Consider the following 16,356-nt stretch of genomic DNA (forward strand, 5'->3'; position numbering starts at 1 on the left):
CACCCGGCGCGCGTTCGCGCTGCGCCGGCACCCGGTTGCGGGGCGTGACCGTTACCGGCCGCCGCCGACGTCGAGGAGTGCGCCGGTCGTGTACGACGCGGCGTCGCTGAGCAGCCAGACGATCGCCTCCGCGATCTCGCGCGCGTCGCCCGCGCGCCCGAGCGGCGTTTGCGCGCCGAGCCGGGCGGCGCGCCCCGGCTGGCCGCCGCTTGCGTGGATGTCGGTTTCGATCAGCCCGGGCCGCACCGCGTTGACGCGCACGCCGTGCGGGCCGAGTTCCTTCGCGAGGCCGATCGTCAGCGAATCGACCGCGCCCTTCGAGCCGGCATAGTCGACGTATTCGTTCGGAGAGCCGAGCCGCGCGGCGATCGACGACACGTTGACGATCGCGCCGCCACGGCCGCCGCGATCGGTCGACAGGCGGCGTGCGGCTTCGCGCGCACACAGGTAGGCGCCGAGCACGTTGGTGTCGAACATCCGTTTCAGCCGCTCGGCGGACATCTCGGCGAGCGGCAGTGACGGCGCGACGATCCCGGCATTGTTGACGAGCGCGTCGAGCGGCCCGAGCGTCGCGGCGACGCGATCGAACATCGCGACGACGTCTGCTTCGTTCGACACGTCGCCCGCCACGACGCACGCGCGGCCGCCCGCGTGGCGCACCGCTTGCGCGGTGGCGTCGGCGGCCGCGGCGTCGCGTGCATAGTTGACGCCGACGTCCCAGCCGCGCGCCGCCGCGAGCACCGCGGTCGCGCGGCCGATGCCGCGGCTCGCGCCGGTGATGAGGACGACCTTGCGTTCGGGCGTGGCGGTCATCGCGTCGTCGCTCGCGTCATTCCGCGTCGTCGAGCACCCACTTGTCGCGCGTGGGCGGGCGGTAGCGGCGCAGCTGGTCGATCAGCGCGGCCGGTGTGGAGTCGATGCACAGCGCATCGAAGTAGGCCGGGCGCATGAAGCCCTCGTCGACCGTGTGCCTGAGCAGCGCGATCAGCGGATCGAAGAACGCATCGATGTTGTACAGCGCGACCGGCTTGCGGTGATAGCCGAGCTGCGACCACGTGTAGACCTCGAAGAACTCTTCGAGCGTGCCGGCGCCGCCGGGCATCGCGACGAACGCGTCGGCGAGATCGGCCATCATCTTCTTGCGATGGTGCATGTCGGGCACGACGTGCAGCTCGGACAGGCCGGTGTGGCCGACTTCCTTGTCGAAGAGCAGCTCGGGAATCACGCCGACCGCGCGGCCGCCCGCTGCCATTACCTCGTCGGCGATCACGCCCATCAGGCCGACCCGGCCGCCGCCGTAGACGAGCGTGAGGCCGGCCGCGACCAGCGCGCGGCCGAACGCGCGCGCGGCGTCCGCATAGACGGGCCGAACGCCCGGCGACGAACCGCAATAGACGCACACGGCCTTCATGGCTTCGCGTCCTTTGCGCCGGTGCGCGGCGGCAGGTAGTCGGTGAATTCGCGCTTCGGCAGCTTGCCCGACACGAGATCGTCGAAGAGCTGCCGCGAACGGCCGCGCAGATACGGCGCCATCACGGAGATCACGTGCATGCTGACCTGATGCAGCTCCTCGCGGATCGCGTCCTGGTCGTTGTACTTGCGCGGGTGCATCACGTACTGGTACGACAGCCAGTAGGTCGAGATCACCGCCATGTTGGTCGCGATCACGCCGATCTCGGCGGGTGTCGCGACCATTTCGCCGTCGGACACGAGCAGTTCGCACATCTCGTGCGCGAAGCGCACCTTGTGGCTGATGATCTGCTTGAAGTGCATCTCGAGCGTGCGGTTGCGCGCGAGCAGGTCGTTCAGGTCGCGGTACAGGAAACGATAGGTCCACATGAAGTCGGCCATGTACTGCAGGTACGACCAGGTTTCGTCGATCGTCGGACGGTGATCATCGGGAAAGCGCAGGCGCCGTTCGATCTGCTGCTCGAACTGCGCGAAGATGCTGTTGATGATGTCGTCTTTGTTGCGGAAATGGTAATAGAGGTTGCCCGGGCTGATTTCCATTTCCTCGGCGATTGTCGTGGTGGTGACGTTCGGCTCGCCGATCTCGTTGAACAGCTTCAACGACAGCTCGAGAATCCGCTCGCGAGTGCGGCGGGGAGGTTTCGCTTCCATGTCGTCCGGCCCTGTGTATGCCGGACGGGCGGGCGCTGCAATCGATGCTGCGGGATGCGTCCGGCTCGGGTTACTGTCTTAAGTCTGACGAACGATTATAAACCCGGCTTTCGCCGCGCCGGCGCATTTCGTCATCGGGGCATACCCGCCCGTGCATGCCCGGCCTTCATCGTGTCACGCGCGCAGCCAGCGCATCACGACCGGCCAAAGAATGAGGCCCCAGGTCGTCACGCACATGAAGAGCGCCACCGTCACGGCGGCGCTGCCGAGATCCTTCGCGCGCTTGGACAATTCGTGGCGTTCGAGCGAGATGCGGTCGATCGCGGTTTCGACGCTCGAATTGAGCAGCTCGACGATCAGTACCAGCAGCACCGAGCCGATCAGGAGCGCACGCGACGCGGCAGGCACCGGCGCGAGCACGGCGACCGGCAGCATCAGCGCGGCGAGCGTGAGTTCCTGGCGGAATGCGCTTTCCTCGCGAATCGCCACCCTGAAGCCGTTTATCGAATACTTGAGCGCATACCACGCGCGCGTGAGGCCGCGATTGCCCTTGTACGGATTCGGCGGCGGCGCGAGCGGATCGTCCGTGCCGAACGGTTCGTGCGGATGGTCGTGCGCGTGCGCTTCGTCGTGCAGGTCGTCCTGATCGAACGGTCGAGCGTGCGGCGCCTGCGCGCGCGGCGCAGGCTGCGAGGTTTTGGCGTGCATGGAACGTTTCAAACGGCGGGGCCGCCATCGATGCTGCGGGATGCGTTCGGCTCGGGTTATTGTTTCAAGTCTGATGAACGATTATAAACCCGGCCTTCGCCGCGCCGGCGACGTTTCGTCGGCGGCGCGCGGCGCAGGCTGCGAGGTCCTGGCGTGCATCGCGCGCTTCAGGCGGCGGCGCCTTCGGCGGGGCTGTACGCGGCTTTCTGCAGCGGCTTGAGGTGCGACGCGAACTGCTCGGACGCCGCACGCCACGAGTAGCGCTCCGCCCAGGCGCGCGCGGTCGCGCGATCGATCTTCAGCGCGTCGAGGCAGGCTTCCTGCAGATCCTCGTGCATGGCGCCGGCGCCGCCGTCCCCGAGCACGTCGATCGGGCCGGTGACCGGATAGGCCGCGACCGGCGTGCCGCACGCGAGCGCTTCGAGCAGCACGAGGCCGAAGGTATCGGTGCGGCTCGGGAACACGAACACGTCGGCGGCCGCATAGACCTTCGCCAGTTCGGCTTGCGACAGCACGCCGAGGTAGTTCACCTCCGGATAGCGCGATTTCAGCTCGGCGAGCGCGGGGCCTTCGCCCGCGACCCACTTCGAGCCGGGCAGGTCGAGCCGCAGGAACGCCTCGACGTTCTTCTCGATCGCGACGCGCCCGACATAGAGGAAGATCGGCCGCGCGGTGTTGAGCACCTTCGACTCCATCGGCCGGAAGATGTCGAGATCGACGCCGCGGGTCCACAGCGCGACGTTCGTGAAGCCGTGCTGCTCGAGGTCTTGCTTGACGACCGGGGTCGGTGCCATCACCGCGCGCGACGGGCCGTGGAACCAGCGCAGGAAGCGGTACGTCGCGGTCAGCGGGATGCCGAAGCGCGCCTGCACGTATTCGGGGAAGCGGGTGTGGTAGGCGGTCGTAAACGGCAGGCCGCGCGCACGCGCGTAGCGGCGCGCGGCGACGCCGAGCGGGCCTTCGGTCGCGATGTGCAGCGCGTCCGGCGCGAAGGCGTCGATCCGCGCGCGCAGCTTGCGGTACGGCAGGATCGACAGGCGGATTTCCGGGTAGGTCGGGCAGGGGAGCGTGCGGAATTCCAGCGGCGTCAGGAGTTCGACGCGGTGGCCGAGCGCGGTGAGTTCGCGGGCCGTGCTCTTGAGCGTGCGCACGACACCGTTGACCTGCGGCTCCCACGCGTCGGTGATGATCATGATCTTCATCGGGGGCATGTGTCCTGTAAGTGTGGGTACGTCTGTCAGGCAGTCGCTTTCGTCTTGCGCGAGACGGACGCGGGCGGTGTGCGCATCACCGTCCAGTAGACGACCTTCAGCTCGCCTTCCATCGTCTCGACGAGCGCGGACAGGCTCTCGACCCAGTCGCCGTCGTTGCAGTACAGCACGCCGTCGATGTCGCGGATCTCGGCCTTGTGGATGTGGCCGCAGACGACGCCGTCGCAGCCGCGCCGGCGCGCCTCGTCGGTCATCACGGTCTCGAACGACGAGATGAAGTTCACCGCGTTCTTGACCTGATGCTTCAGGTATTGCGACAGCGACCAGTACTGGAAGCCGAGGCGGTTGCGGATGCGGTTGAACCAGCGGTTCAGCACGAGGATCAGCGTATAGAGCGTATCGCCGAGATACGCGAGCCATTTCGCGTGCTGGATCACGCCGTCGAACAGGTCGCCGTGGACGATCCACAAACGTTTGCCTGTCAGCGTCGTGTGGAATGCCTCGCCGCGTACCTGGATATCGCCGAACGCGAGGTCGCAGAACTGCCGCGCGCCCTCGTCGTGGTTGCCGGGGATGTAGATGACCTGGGTGCCCTTGCGCGCCTTGCGGAGCACCTTCTGCACGACGTCGTTGTGCGCCTGCGGCCAGTACCAGCCCTTCTTCAGTTGCCAGCCGTCGATGATGTCGCCGACGAGGTACAGGTATTCCGAGTCGTTATGACGCAGGAAGTCGAGCAGGTACGTCGCCTGGCAGCCGCTCGAGCCGAGGTGGATGTCGGACAGCCAGATGGTCCGGTAGCGGTGCGCCGGAGGCTCGTGGTCGCCCTGCCGGGCGGCGTGCGTGGCGGGCGGCAACGGGGCCGCGAGGGCGTCGGCCGATGCCGATCCGGACAGGAAGGCGCTGGTGGTGGCCCGGGCGCCTAAAGGGGGACGAAACAGGAAGGTCGCGGACGTTTTCTGGCCCATGCGTGACTCGCGCCGATTGACATTACCGGCATTGCGCCATGCGGGCGTGACTGTGCCGTGACAGTCACGAGACGTTCTTATTACGGGCCGAAATCAGCGCGGCAGCGCGACGATGCGGGTGCGCGCGAGGCGGTCGTGCGGGAACTGGCGGGCCGGGTGCAGCCGGGCAGAAAGGGCCCAGGCGGCGACCCACGCGCACGCGATCGCGAGCGTCGTGGGCACGGTGAGGCCGGCGAGCGGATGCAGCGCGAGCGGCGGCAGGAACCACAGCCAGCCGAGCGCGTAGCGCACGAGCGCGCGCGCTGGGGTCAGCGGGCCGCCGTCGGCGGACTCGACGCGCAGCCGCCAGGTTTTCATCGGCAGTGTCTGGCCGCCATGGGTCCAGAACCAGACGAAATAGGCGCAGACGACGAGTGCGATCCACGCGGCGAGCAGGTCAGGGTGGGCGAGGCCGTTGCGCTGCCGGGTCGCGAGGCTGAACGCGAGGCCGGCGAAGAACACGACCCCGAACAGCAGGACGCATTCGTAGAGCAAAGCGGCGAGGCGCCGCCCGACGGACGGCCAGACAGGCGAGGACGGCGGCGCGGACGGGCGCGGCACGGCCGCTTACGATCCGTTGAACATCGACGAAGTGCCCGGCAGCGCCGCGGGCGGCGGCACGGCGGCCGGCGATGCGGCGACCGGCGCGGCGGCCGCGTTCGACGTCGGCTGCGCGGGGGCCGTCGCGCTGCCCGGGCGGTCGTGCGCGTTTACGAGACGGCTGATGTCGCGATCGGCCTTGCCGGTCGGCGGCGCGCTGACGACGGTCGGGCGCCGGCGGCGCTCGGCGGCCGCGAGGCGCTCCTTCTGCTCGGCGGGCAGTTGCTGGTAGGCGTTCCACGCGCGCTCACGCGCCTGCGCGGACAGATCCTTCGCGACCTGGTAGTTCTCGCGCGCGACCCGGCGCTGCTCCGGCGTCATCCTGGCCCATTCGGCCATGCGCTCCTGCAGGCGTTTCTGCTCGTCCGGCGTCATCCTCGGGAAACGGGCGGCGATCTTCAGCCATTTGCGCTTGCGGGCATCGCTGAACGCGTCCCACTGGTCGGCGAACGGCGCGAGCGCGACGCGCTGCGCGGGCGTCAGGCGCGCCCACGACATCGGGCCGCCCGTGGCGGGCAGCGGGGCCAGATCGGCGGTCAGCGCGGCGGCGGCCGATGCGAGAGCGGGCGCGGGCGTGCTTGCCGTGGCAGGCGTCGGCGCGGGCTGCGGGTGAAAGCGCGAATAGGTGGCGGCGTAGGCGACGGCGGCCGCGATCACACATCCGAAGAATACGGCCAGGCCGCGTTTCTGACTCACCCGTGCGATCCTCTCGTGGCGTTAGTGGGCGTGCGAAAGATACGCGTTGAACCCGTGATCGAGATACGCGTTGAGCGGCAGGTCGTCGCTGAGCATCGCGGCGTCGATGTCGGCCAGCTCCGCGGTGCGCTGCATGTCTTCCCAGTACGCGATGCCCACCAGCCCGGCGAGCAGCAGCGCAAGCGGCCATGCGCGCAGCAGGCGGCGCGTAAACGACACCGGGGGCCGCTGGCCGGCGCGCGTCGGGCCGACGGCGCCGGGCATGCCGGCGAATGCGGGCACGAACACCGGCGCGGTCGCGGCCTCGGGCTTCTTGCGCGCGAGCGCGGCCCGGCGGGCGGCGGCCAGTCGGTCGGTCGTGGTAGCGGGCAGGGCGGCGGCGCGCTCGTCGAGCGCGTGGCGCACCTTGAGCGCGAATTCGAGTTCTCGGGTTTCGGGAGCGGAGCTCATAGCGTGATTCCTTTGGCCTTGAGCGCTTGCGCCAGCGCGTGGGTGGCTCGCGAGCAATGCGTCTTGACGCTGCCTTCGGAGCATCCCATCGCAGCGGCGGTCTCGGCGACATCCATATCTTCCCAGTAACGCATCAGGAACGCTTCTCGTTGACGCGCTGGAAGTTTCTGGATTTCTTCGTCGATCAGGGCCAGGATCTGTTCACGCTCGAGACGGTTCTCGCTGCTCTCGACGCCCGCCGCGTTGTCCGCGGATTCGAGGGTTTCGAGGGGGTCGAACTCGTCGTCGTCGGTGTTGTTGAGCGACGAGAAGAGCGTCACCCAGGTGTTGCGGACCTTCTGCCGCCGGAAATAATCGTGGATCGCGTTCTGGAGGATCCGCTGAAAGAGCAGCGGCAGCTCGGCGGCCGGGCGGTCGCCGTACTTCTCGGCCAGCTTGATCATCGCGTCCTGCACGATGTCGAGCGACGCGTCGTCGTCCCGTACCGCGTACGCAGCCTGCTTGAACGCGCGCCTTTCGACGCCCGCCAGAAAGTCGGCGAGTTCCTTGTCTGATGCCATTCCGTGAAGGTCTGCGCTGCGGCCCGCGGCGTAAAGAAGGTCGAAAAATTTCGTAAAACCCGCGGATGCTAACAAATTTTCGCGCAGCTTGACACGGGAACCCTGCCGGCGCGTTGCGCGCGCGCCGCGCCACGCGCCGGCAGCGGGGTGCCACGTGGTGCGCGGGGGGATATTTTGCTTGACCGCGTCAGGGGGAGCCGCTATCGTTGGCGGTTCGCAACATAAGTGATGATGGTCTCATTTGAGGCAGGCCCAAGAAGCCCGCCCTTCAACTGGACGCGCCGCTTGAACCCGAGCCACAAGCCCGGTAGAGAGCACCCGATCAATTTTTTGCCGAAAATTCGAAAGGTCAACGATGAACATGCCCAGCGCGGAATTCTCCACGTCTGAACCCCTTTCCCCTCCCGATACCGATTCGATCGGCGCCACCGTGCTGATGAAGGCACTGGCCGACGAAGGTGTCGAGTTCATCTGGGGCTACCCCGGCGGCTCCGTTCTCTATATTTACGACGAGCTGTACAAGCAGGACAAGATCCAGCACGTGCTGGTGCGCCATGAACAGGCGGCCGTGCACGCAGCCGATGCCTATTCGCGCTCGACCGGCAATGTCGGTGTCTGCCTCGTGACCTCGGGCCCCGGCGTCACCAATGCGGTGACGGGCATCGCCACCGCGTACATGGATTCGATCCCGCTCGTCGTGATCAGCGGCCAGGTGCCGACCGCGGCGATCGGCCAGGACGCATTCCAGGAATGCGACACGGTCGGCATCACGCGCCCGTGCGTGAAGCACAACTTCCTCGTGAAGGACGTGCGCGACCTCGCGGAAACCGTCAAGAAGGCGTTCTACATCGCACGCACCGGCCGTCCCGGCCCCGTGCTGATCGACATTCCGAAGGACGTGTCGAAGACGCCGTGCCAGTACGAGCCGGTCAAGAGCGTGTCGCTGCGCTCGTACAACCCGGTCACGAAAGGCCACTCGGGCCAGATCCGCAAGGCGGTGTCGCTGCTGCTGTCGGCGAAGCGCCCGTACATCTATACTGGCGGCGGCATCATCCTCGCCGACGCGTCGCGCGAGCTGAACCAGTTCGCGGACCTGCTCGGCTATCCGGTCACGAACACGCTGATGGGCCTCGGCGGTTATCGCGCGTCGGACAAGAAGTTCCTCGGCATGCTCGGCATGCACGGCACCTACGAAGCGAACATGGCGATGCAGCACTGCGACGTGCTGATCGCGATCGGCGCGCGTTTCGACGACCGCGTGATCGGCGATCCGGCGCACTTCGCGTCGCGTCCGCGCAAGATCATCCACATCGACATCGACCCGTCGTCGATTTCGAAGCGCGTGAAGGTCGACATCCCGATCGTCGGCGACGTGAAGGAAGTGCTGAAGGAGCTGATTGAACAGCTGCAGACGGCCGAGCACGGCCCGGACACCGAGGCGCTCGCGCAGTGGTGGAAGGACATCGAGGGCTGGCGCGCGAAGGACTGCCTGAAGTACGACCGCGAAAGCGAGATCATCAAGCCGCAGTATGTCGTCGAGAAGCTCTGGGAGCTGACGGACGGCAACGCGTTCGTCTGCTCGGACGTCGGCCAGCACCAGATGTGGGCCGCGCAGTTTTACCGTTTCAACAAGCCGCGCCACTGGATCAACTCGGGTGGCCTCGGCACGATGGGCTTCGGCCTGCCGGCGGCGATGGGCGTCAAGATGGCGCACCCGGACGACGACGTCGTCTGCATCACCGGCGAAGGCTCGATCCAGATGTGCATCCAGGAGCTGTCGACCTGCAAGCAGTACGACACCCCTGTGAAGATCATTTCGCTGAACAACCGCTACCTCGGCATGGTCCGCCAGTGGCAGCAGATCGAATACAGCAAGCGCTATTCGCATTCGTACATGGATGCGCTGCCGGATTTCGTGAAGCTCGCCGAGGCATACGGCCACGTCGGCATGCGGATCGAAAAGACCGCGGACGTCGAGCCGGCGCTGAAGGAAGCGCTGCGCCTGAAGGACCGCACCGTGTTTCTCGACTTCCAGACCGACCCGACCGAGAACGTCTGGCCGATGGTCCAGGCCGGCAAGGGCATCACCGAGATGCTGCTCGGATCGGAAGATCTGTAACGGCGCGACGCGCGCCGGCCGCGGGCGGCCGCCTTCACGAAGGGCGGCGCGGCACGTGGCGGCGCGCGGCGACATGCAATCGACACGGGATAATTCTGGAAGAAGCGAACATGAGACACATCATTTCCGTCCTGCTGGAAAACGAACCGGGCGCGCTGTCGCGCGTGGTCGGCCTGTTTTCGGCACGCGGCTACAACATCGAAACCTTGACGGTGGCGCCGACCGAAGACCAGTCGCTGTCGCGGCTGACCATCGTTTCCATCGGCTCCGACGACGTGATCGAACAGATCACGAAGCATCTGAACCGCCTGATCGAGGTGGTGAAAGTGGTGGACCTGACCGACGGTGCACACATCGAACGCGAGCTGATGCTGATCAAGGTTCGGGCAGTGGGCAAGGAGCGCGAAGAGATGAAGCGGATGTCGGACATTTTCCGCGGCCGCATCATCGACGTGACCGAAAAGACCTACACGATCGAATTGACGGGCGCGAGCGACAAGCTCGACGCATTCATCCAGGGGCTGGACGCGGGCGCGATTCTCGAAACCGTGCGGACCGGCAGCTCCGGCATCGGACGCGGCGAGCGCATCCTGAAGGTTTGATGCCGCAATGGCACGCCGGGTGCGCCGTCATGTCCCGGCCGCAGTACTCAACTGAACGACATAACTGAATTAGCGAAGGAACAATCATGAACGTTTTCTACGACAAAGACGCCGACCTCTCCCTCATCAAGGGCAAGCAAGTCACGATCATCGGCTACGGCTCGCAAGGCCACGCCCACGCGCTGAACCTGAAGGAAAGCGGCGTGAACGTGACGGTCGGCCTGCGCAAGGGCGGCGCGTCGTGGAGCAAGGCCGAGAACGCCGGCCTCGCGGTCAAGGAAGTGGCGGAAGCCGTGAAGGGCGCGGACGTCGTGATGATGCTGCTGCCGGACGAGCAGATCGCCGACGTGTACGCGAAGGAAGTCCACGCGAACATCAAGCAGGGCGCGGCACTCGCGTTCGCGCACGGCTTCAACGTCCACTACGGCCAGGTGATCCCGCGTGCCGACCTCGACGTGATCATGATCGCGCCGAAGGCGCCGGGCCACACGGTGCGCGGCACGTACTCGCAGGGTGGCGGCGTGCCGCACCTGATCGCGGTTGCGCAGAACAAGTCGGGCGCGGCCCGCGACATCGCGCTGTCGTACGCGGCGGCGAACGGCGGCGGCCGTGCCGGCATCATCGAAACCAACTTCCGTGAAGAGACGGAAACCGACCTGTTCGGCGAGCAGGCCGTGCTGTGCGGCGGCACCGTCGAGCTGATCAAGGCGGGCTTCGAGACGCTGGTCGAAGCAGGCTACGCGCCGGAAATGGCGTACTTCGAGTGCCTGCACGAGCTGAAGCTGATCGTCGACCTGATCTACGAAGGCGGCATCGCGAACATGAACTACTCGATCTCGAACAACGCCGAATACGGCGAGTACGTGACGGGCCCGCGCGTCGTCACGGAAGAGACGAAGAAGGCGATGAAGCAGTGCCTGACCGACATCCAGACGGGCGAGTACGCGAAGAGCTTCATTCTCGAGAACAAGGCGGGCGCACCGACGCTGCAATCGCGCCGCCGCCTGACGGCCGAGCACCAGATCGAGCAGGTCGGCGCGAAGCTGCGCGCGATGATGCCGTGGATCGCGAAGAACAAGCTCGTCGACCAGTCGAAGAACTAAGCCCCACGCGCATGTCCGGCCCTCCAGCGGAGGGTCGGTGTCAAAAAGCCGTCCGAAGGCAGCAGTGCCCCGGGCGGCTTTTGCTATCCTACGGGCTTTGCAATTCACAGAACGACTCCATGAACTATCCTCATCCGATCATCGCGCGCGAAGGCTGGCCGTTCATCGCGATCGCTGCCGTCCTCGCGCTGTTGATCCATGCGGTCGCGGGCCTTGGCCTCGCGTGGCCGTTCTGGCTGCTGCTCGTGTTCGTCGTCCAGTTCTTCCGCGATCCGCAGCGCCCGATCCCGTCGCAGGCCAATGCGGTGCTGTGCCCGGCCGACGGCCGGATCGTCGCCGTGGAGACTTCGCACGACCCGTATGCCAATCGCGACGCGCTGAAGATCAGCGTGTTCATGAACGTTTTTAACGTTCACTCGCAGCGTTCGCCGGTCGACGGCGCGATCACCAAGGTCGAATATTTCCCGGGCGCGTTCCTGAACGCGGCGATCGACAAGGCATCGACCGAGAACGAGCGCAATGCGGTCGTGATCCAGACCGCGAGCGGCAAGACCGTGACCGCGGTGCAGATCGCCGGCCTCGTCGCGCGCCGGATCCTGTGCTACGTGCGCGCCGGCGAGCCGCTGTCGCGCGGCCAGCGCTACGGCTTCATCCGTTTCGGCTCGCGGGTCGACGTCTACCTGCCGCTCGGCAGCCGTGCGAAGGTGTCGATCGGCGAGAAGGTCTACGCGTCGTCGACGATCCTCGCCGAACTCGAACAATAAGCGGGAACGCGCATCATGGCCGCCTTCAAACCGCGCCGGCCGCGCAACGGCAACACCCAGCTGCCGCGGCCGTTCCGCCGTAACAAATCGATCGCACCGGACTCGGCGCCCATCGACAGCCGCCGCGCCGCGCGCCAGCAGTTCCTGAAGACGCGCGGCATCTACCTGCTGCCGAACGCGTTCACCACTGCCGCGCTGTTCTGCGGTTTCTTCGCGGTCGTGCAGGCGATGAACGTGCGCTTCGAGATCGCGGCGATCGCGATTTTCGTCGCGATGGTGCTCGACGGGATGGATGGACGCGTCGCGCGCATGACGCACACGCAAAGCGCGTTCGGCGAGCAGTTCGACAGCCTGTCCGACATGGTGTCGTTCGGCGTCGCGCCCGCGCTCGTGATGTACGAGTGGGTGCTGAAGGATCTCGGCCGCTGGGGCTGGCTCGCCGCGTTCGTCTACTGCTCGGGCGCCGCGCTGCGCCTCGCGCGCTTCAACACGAACATCGGCGTCGTCGACAAGCGCTTCTTCCAGGGGCTGCCGAGCCCGGCGGCGGCCGCGCTGATCGCCGGCTTCGTATGGCTCGCGACCGACAACCGGGTGCCGATGAAGCTCGGCTGGCTGCCGTGGGTCGCGTTCGCGCTGACCGTCTACGCGGGCGTGACGATGGTGTCGAACGCGCCGTTCTACAGCGGCAAGGCGCTCGACGTGCGCCATCGGATGCCGTTCGCAGCGACCCTGCTGGTGGTGGTCGCGTTCGTGCTGGTGTCGTCCGATCCGCCGCTGATGCTGTTCTGCCTGTTCGTGCTGTACGGCCTGTCCGGCTACGCGTTCTGGGCCTATATGGCGGTGCGCGGGCGGGCGAACCCGGCCCGCTCGTCGCAACGCGAGCACTGACCGGCGCCCCGCGCGCAACGAAACGGCGGCCCGATGGCCGCCGTTTTCATATGGCCCTTTTCGTCGGCCTCGGGATCGCCGCCGATTGCACGCGCTGCGGAATGCCGCTATAGTCTTCGGCATGACCGCATTTTCCCGCCTCTCCCTTCTTCTAGCCGGTGCGCCGCTACGCGCGCTAGCGCTAGCGCGCCTGCCGCGCTGACCGTCTTCGCCCCCCGTCAAGCCTCGTCTGTTGTTGAGCGTCGCCAGCGGTGGCGCGAACTCATCTCGTTTGATTTCCGAACAAAGAGCCCTGGAGCCCCCCATGACAGACAAGCTGATCATTTTTGATACGACGTTGCGTGACGGCGAGCAGTCGCCCGGCGCGTCGATGACGAAGGAAGAGAAAATCCGCATCGCGAAGCAGCTCGAGCGGATGAAGGTCGACGTGATCGAGGCCGGCTTCGCCGCCAGCTCGAACGGCGATTTCGACGCGATCCACACGATCGCCGGTCTCGTGAAGGACAGCACGATCTGCTCGCTGGCCCGCGCGAACGACAAGGACATCCAGCGTGCCGCCGATGCGCTCAAGCCGGCGAACAGCTTCCGGATCCACACGTTCATCGCGACGTCGCCGCTGCACATGGAGAAGAAGCTCCGGATGACGCCGGAACAGGTCTATGAGCAGGCGCGGCTCGCGGTGCGGTTTGCGCGCCGGTTCACCGACAACATCGAGTTTTCGCCGGAAGACGGCAGCCGCTCGGACATGGATTTCCTCTGCCGCGTGCTGGAAGCCGTGATCGACGAGGGCGCGACGACCATCAACGTCGCCGACACGGTCGGCTACGGCGTGCCGGAACTGTACGGCAACCTCGTGAAGACGTTGCGCGAGCGCATTCCGAATTCGGACAAGGCGATCTTCTCGGTGCACTGCCACAACGACCTCGGCATGGCGGTCGCGAACTCGCTCGCCGGCGTGAAGATCGGCGGCGCGCGTCAGGTCGAATGCACGATCAACGGCCTCGGCGAGCGCGCGGGCAACACGGCGCTCGAAGAGATCGTGATGGCGGTGAGGACCCGCAAGGACTACTTCGGCCTCGATGTCGGCATCGACACCACGCAGATCGTGCCGGCGTCGAAACTCGTGTCGCAGATCACCGGTTTCGTCGTGCAGCCGAACAAGGCGGTGGTTGGCGCGAACGCGTTCGCGCACGCGTCGGGCATCCACCAGGACGGCGTGCTGAAGGCGCGCGATACCTACGAGATCATGCGCGCGGAAGACGTGGGCTGGAGCGCGAACAAGATCGTGCTCGGCAAGCTGTCGGGCCGCAACGCGTTCAAGCAGCGCCTGCAGGAACTGGGCGTGTCGCTCGACAGCGAAGCCGAGATCAACGCCGCGTTCATGCGCTTCAAGGATCTCGCCGATCGCAAGGCCGAGATCTTCGACGAAGACATCATCGCGATCGTCTCCGAGGAATCCGCGCTCGCGCAGGAGCAGGAGCATTACAAGTTCGTGTCGCTGTCGCAGCATTCGGAGACGGGCGAGCAGCCGCATGCGAAGGTCGTGTTCTCGGTCGGCGGCCGGGAAGCGACCGGCGAGGCGCGCGGCAACGGCCCCGTCGACGCGACGTTCAACGCGATCGAAAGCGAGGTCGGCAGCGGTTCCGAGCTGCTGCTGTATTCGGTCAACGCGATCACGACCGGCACGCAGGCGCAGGGCGAAGTGACCGTCCGCCTGTCGAAGAGCGGCCGGATCGTCAACGGCGTCGGCACCGATCCGGACATAGTCGCGGCATCCGCGAAGGCGTACATCTCGGCGCTGAACAAGCTGGCTTCGAACGCAGACAAGCTCAACCCGCAGCGTTCGTAAGCGGTGCGCGCGTCCCGTCTCGCACGGCTTTCGGCCGGCGCGGGACGGCGATGCCGGCCCGCCCCCCTGACAACCCGATCGGCGTACGCCGATCGGGTTGTTTCTTTATGGCCGGCTCATTCCGCCGTCGGCGCGCGGAACGGCCAGCGCCGCGCGGCCGGCCGTGGCGGTGTGCACGGCGGGCGGTATTCCGCCGCGATGCCGCGCCGTGGCGCGTCGGCGACGAACGCGTCGATCAGTTCGCGCACGTCATGGTCGATGAAGTCGGCGCGGGTGGCGTCGATGATGACGGCGGCGCGATCCGGAATGTGGCGCAGATGGTGCTTGACCTGCACCTTGCCGATGAACGAGATGTCCTTGCGGAACGACAGCAGGTAATGGTCGTCGTGCTGCGCGAGCGTGACCGGGCTGCGCAGGTTCGCTAGCGCGACGGCGAACACGCTGCACGCGAGCCCGAGCGCGATGCCGAACAGCAGGTCGACCGCGAGCACGCCGCCGATCGTCGCGGCGAACGGCACGAGCGCGCCGGTCCCTTGCCGTGCGACTGACCGGAACAGCGCCGGCGTCGCGAGCTTGTAGCCGGTGTGGATCAGGATCGCGGCGAGGCTCGCGAGCGGGATCAGGTTGATCAGCCCGGTGAGCGCGAACACGCTGACGAGCAGCAGCGCCCCGTGCACGACGGCGGACAGCCGGCTTTGCGCGCCCGCATTGACGTTGACCGAGCTGCGCACGATGACCGACGTGATCGGCAGCCCGCCGACCGCGCCTGCGACGAGATTGCCGACGCCCTGCGCCTTCAGTTCCCGGTCCGGCTGGGTGGGGCGGCGCTGCGGGTCGATTTGCTCGACCGCTTCGAGGCTCAGCAGCGTTTCGAGGCTGGCGACGACGGCGAGCGTGAGCGCGACGCGCCACACGTCGGGATTGAGCAGCTGGGTGAAGTTCGGGCCCCATTCGGCATGCGTGAGCGCTGCGACGAATGCCGGGACAGACGCGAGTTCCGGCAGGGCGACCCGGTGCGCGGCGCCCGGCGCGAACGCGGGCGCGAGCGCGTCGAGCACAAGCGTCGCGCCGATGCCGAGCGCGACGACTGCGAGCGGTGCCGGCACCGCGCGCACCAGCGCGAAGCGGCGCATCGGGCGCGTGTCCCAGACGGCGAGCAGCGCGAGCGATGCAATGGCGATCGCGGATGCGGCCCGGACGGCGGGCGAGGCCGCCAGCGCGGCGAGCGGTTGCGACGCGGTGCTGCCGATGCCGAGCGCGAACGGAACCTGCTTGACGATCAGGAGGAGCCCGATCGCGGCCAGCATGCCCTTGATCACGGGCGACGGCACGTAGGCCGCGAGCTGACCGGCGCGCAGCATGCCGAAGCCGAACTGCAGCACGCCGGACAGCAGCACCGCGAGCAGAAACGCGGAGAAGCTGCCGAGCTGAGCGATGCCTTCGACGACGATGACGACGAGCCCGGCGGCCGGCCCGCTGACGGACAGCGGCGAGCCGCTCAGCAGCGCGACGACGATGCCGCCGACGATGCCGGAGACGAGGCCGGAGACGAGGCCGGCGAACGGCTCGACGCCGGATGCGTTGGCGATGCCGAGACAGAGCGGCAGCGCGACGAGAAAGACGACGGTGCCGGCGATCGCGTCGCGCGGCAGCGAGGAAAGGCGGGTGCTGAGGTTCATGT

General features: G+C 67.0%; 17 protein-coding genes. 6 read left to right on the forward strand and 11 right to left on the reverse strand.

All coding sequences use genetic code 11. The annotated features are described in order from the left end of the window. Positions 1 to 51 precede the first annotated feature (51 nt). The 10 genes from LIG30_RS03040 to LIG30_RS03085 form a co-directional block, all read right to left on the reverse strand. Entirely contained in the window at positions 52 to 813 is a 762-nt protein-coding gene (locus LIG30_RS03040; RefSeq protein WP_038709542.1) for an SDR family oxidoreductase, read from the reverse strand. Positions 814 to 829: 16 nt separating this feature from the next. Next, the gene (locus LIG30_RS03045) at positions 830 to 1,411 is read right to left on the reverse strand and encodes a TIGR00730 family Rossman fold protein (RefSeq protein WP_038709543.1); all 582 of its coding nucleotides are present in this window, start codon (positions 1,409 to 1,411) and stop codon (positions 830 to 832) included. Further along, positions 1,408 to 2,121 (reverse strand): TetR/AcrR family transcriptional regulator, encoded by a 714-nt coding sequence (locus LIG30_RS03050; protein WP_038709545.1) that lies wholly within the window; start codon positions 2,119 to 2,121, stop codon positions 1,408 to 1,410. The genes LIG30_RS03045 and LIG30_RS03050 overlap by 4 nt, the downstream gene beginning before the upstream one ends. Positions 2,122 to 2,295: 174 nt before the next feature. Further along, entirely contained in the window at positions 2,296 to 2,829 is a 534-nt protein-coding gene (locus LIG30_RS03055) for a diacylglycerol kinase (RefSeq protein WP_038709547.1), read from the reverse strand. Between the two features lie 167 nt (positions 2,830 to 2,996). After that, positions 2,997 to 4,031 (reverse strand): glycosyltransferase family 4 protein, encoded by a 1,035-nt coding sequence (locus tag LIG30_RS03060; RefSeq protein WP_038709548.1) that lies wholly within the window; start codon positions 4,029 to 4,031, stop codon positions 2,997 to 2,999. A 35-nt stretch (positions 4,032 to 4,066) separates the two neighbouring features. Beyond that, entirely contained in the window at positions 4,067 to 5,005 is a 939-nt protein-coding gene (locus LIG30_RS03065) for a UDP-2,3-diacylglucosamine diphosphatase (RefSeq protein ID WP_038709549.1), read from the reverse strand. 93 nt (positions 5,006 to 5,098) lie between these two features. Beyond that, entirely contained in the window at positions 5,099 to 5,605 is a 507-nt protein-coding gene (locus tag LIG30_RS03070) for an RDD family protein (protein ID WP_038709550.1), read from the reverse strand. A gap of 6 nt (positions 5,606 to 5,611) precedes the next feature. After that, positions 5,612 to 6,340, reverse strand: coding sequence for a DUF3106 domain-containing protein (locus LIG30_RS03075; protein ID WP_038709552.1), 729 nt, complete (start codon positions 6,338 to 6,340; stop codon positions 5,612 to 5,614). Between the two features lie 21 nt (positions 6,341 to 6,361). Then, positions 6,362 to 6,790 carry a DUF3619 family protein gene (locus LIG30_RS03080; protein ID WP_038709553.1) on the reverse strand — a complete coding sequence of 143 codons (429 nt, stop codon included), beginning with the start codon at positions 6,788 to 6,790 and terminating at the stop codon, positions 6,362 to 6,364. Beyond that, a complete protein-coding gene (locus LIG30_RS03085) occupies positions 6,787 to 7,350 on the reverse strand; it encodes an RNA polymerase sigma factor (protein WP_038709554.1) in 564 nt (187 codons plus the stop codon). The genes LIG30_RS03080 and LIG30_RS03085 overlap by 4 nt, the downstream gene beginning before the upstream one ends. A 355-nt stretch (positions 7,351 to 7,705) precedes the next feature. Between LIG30_RS03085 and LIG30_RS03090 the strand changes: the two genes are divergently transcribed. The 6 genes from LIG30_RS03090 (at position 7,706) to LIG30_RS03115 (ending at position 14,675) form a co-directional block, all read left to right on the forward strand. After that, on the forward strand, positions 7,706 to 9,469 hold the full coding sequence (locus LIG30_RS03090; protein WP_038709555.1) for an acetolactate synthase 3 catalytic subunit: 1,764 nt from the start codon (positions 7,706 to 7,708) through the stop codon (positions 9,467 to 9,469). A 110-nt stretch (positions 9,470 to 9,579) separates the two neighbouring features. Beyond that, a complete protein-coding gene (ilvN, locus tag LIG30_RS03095) occupies positions 9,580 to 10,071 on the forward strand; it encodes an acetolactate synthase small subunit (RefSeq protein ID WP_006398781.1) in 492 nt (163 codons plus the stop codon). Between the two features lie 86 nt (positions 10,072 to 10,157). Further along, positions 10,158 to 11,174 carry a ketol-acid reductoisomerase gene (gene ilvC / locus LIG30_RS03100; protein ID WP_038709558.1) on the forward strand — a complete coding sequence of 339 codons (1,017 nt, stop codon included), beginning with the start codon at positions 10,158 to 10,160 and terminating at the stop codon, positions 11,172 to 11,174. A gap of 119 nt (positions 11,175 to 11,293) precedes the next feature. Next, the gene (locus tag LIG30_RS03105) at positions 11,294 to 11,938 is read left to right on the forward strand and encodes a phosphatidylserine decarboxylase (RefSeq protein WP_038709560.1); all 645 of its coding nucleotides are present in this window, start codon (positions 11,294 to 11,296) and stop codon (positions 11,936 to 11,938) included. Between the two features lie 15 nt (positions 11,939 to 11,953). After that, complete coding sequence (gene pssA / locus LIG30_RS03110) at positions 11,954 to 12,826, forward strand: CDP-diacylglycerol--serine O-phosphatidyltransferase (RefSeq protein ID WP_038709562.1); 873 nt, start codon at positions 11,954 to 11,956, stop codon at positions 12,824 to 12,826. Between the two features lie 304 nt (positions 12,827 to 13,130). After that, entirely contained in the window at positions 13,131 to 14,675 is a 1,545-nt protein-coding gene (locus LIG30_RS03115) for a 2-isopropylmalate synthase (protein WP_038709564.1), read from the forward strand. A 116-nt stretch (positions 14,676 to 14,791) separates the two neighbouring features. On the opposite strand, the gene LIG30_RS03120 is transcribed toward LIG30_RS03115, so the two are convergent. Continuing rightward, positions 14,792 to 16,354: a SulP family inorganic anion transporter gene (locus LIG30_RS03120; RefSeq protein ID WP_038709565.1), complete on the reverse strand. Its 1,563-nt coding sequence runs from the start codon at positions 16,352 to 16,354 to the stop codon at positions 14,792 to 14,794. Positions 16,355 to 16,356 lie beyond the last annotated feature (2 nt).

It is taken from the genome of Burkholderia sp. lig30 (assembly GCF_000687455.2).
Taxonomy (GTDB): domain Bacteria; phylum Pseudomonadota; class Gammaproteobacteria; order Burkholderiales; family Burkholderiaceae; genus Burkholderia.

What these genes read in the sequence shown, in the direction of transcription:
- ilvC (WP_038709558.1), top strand. Translation starts at nt 10,158, where the DNA reads ATGAACGTTTTCTACGACAAAGACGCCGACCTCTCCCTCATCAAGGGC.
- LIG30_RS03050 (WP_038709545.1), bottom strand. Translation starts at nt 2,121, where the DNA reads ATGGAAGCGAAACCTCCCCGCCGCACTCGCGAGCGGATTCTCGAGCTG.
- LIG30_RS03105 (WP_038709560.1), top strand. Translation starts at nt 11,294, where the DNA reads ATGAACTATCCTCATCCGATCATCGCGCGCGAAGGCTGGCCGTTCATC.
- LIG30_RS03080 (WP_038709553.1), bottom strand. Translation starts at nt 6,790, where the DNA reads ATGAGCTCCGCTCCCGAAACCCGAGAACTCGAATTCGCGCTCAAGGTG.
- LIG30_RS03120 (WP_038709565.1), bottom strand. Translation starts at nt 16,354, where the DNA reads ATGAACCTCAGCACCCGCCTTTCCTCGCTGCCGCGCGACGCGATCGCC.
- LIG30_RS03065 (WP_038709549.1), bottom strand. Translation starts at nt 5,005, where the DNA reads ATGGGCCAGAAAACGTCCGCGACCTTCCTGTTTCGTCCCCCTTTAGGC.
- LIG30_RS03085 (WP_038709554.1), bottom strand. Translation starts at nt 7,350, where the DNA reads ATGGCATCAGACAAGGAACTCGCCGACTTTCTGGCGGGCGTCGAAAGG.
- LIG30_RS03060 (WP_038709548.1), bottom strand. Translation starts at nt 4,031, where the DNA reads ATGAAGATCATGATCATCACCGACGCGTGGGAGCCGCAGGTCAACGGT.
- LIG30_RS03045 (WP_038709543.1), bottom strand. Translation starts at nt 1,411, where the DNA reads ATGAAGGCCGTGTGCGTCTATTGCGGTTCGTCGCCGGGCGTTCGGCCC.
- LIG30_RS03115 (WP_038709564.1), top strand. Translation starts at nt 13,131, where the DNA reads ATGACAGACAAGCTGATCATTTTTGATACGACGTTGCGTGACGGCGAG.
- LIG30_RS03090 (WP_038709555.1), top strand. Translation starts at nt 7,706, where the DNA reads ATGAACATGCCCAGCGCGGAATTCTCCACGTCTGAACCCCTTTCCCCT.
- pssA (WP_038709562.1), top strand. Translation starts at nt 11,954, where the DNA reads ATGGCCGCCTTCAAACCGCGCCGGCCGCGCAACGGCAACACCCAGCTG.
- LIG30_RS03040 (WP_038709542.1), bottom strand. Translation starts at nt 813, where the DNA reads ATGACCGCCACGCCCGAACGCAAGGTCGTCCTCATCACCGGCGCGAGC.
- ilvN (WP_006398781.1), top strand. Translation starts at nt 9,580, where the DNA reads ATGAGACACATCATTTCCGTCCTGCTGGAAAACGAACCGGGCGCGCTG.
- LIG30_RS03055 (WP_038709547.1), bottom strand. Translation starts at nt 2,829, where the DNA reads ATGCACGCCAAAACCTCGCAGCCTGCGCCGCGCGCGCAGGCGCCGCAC.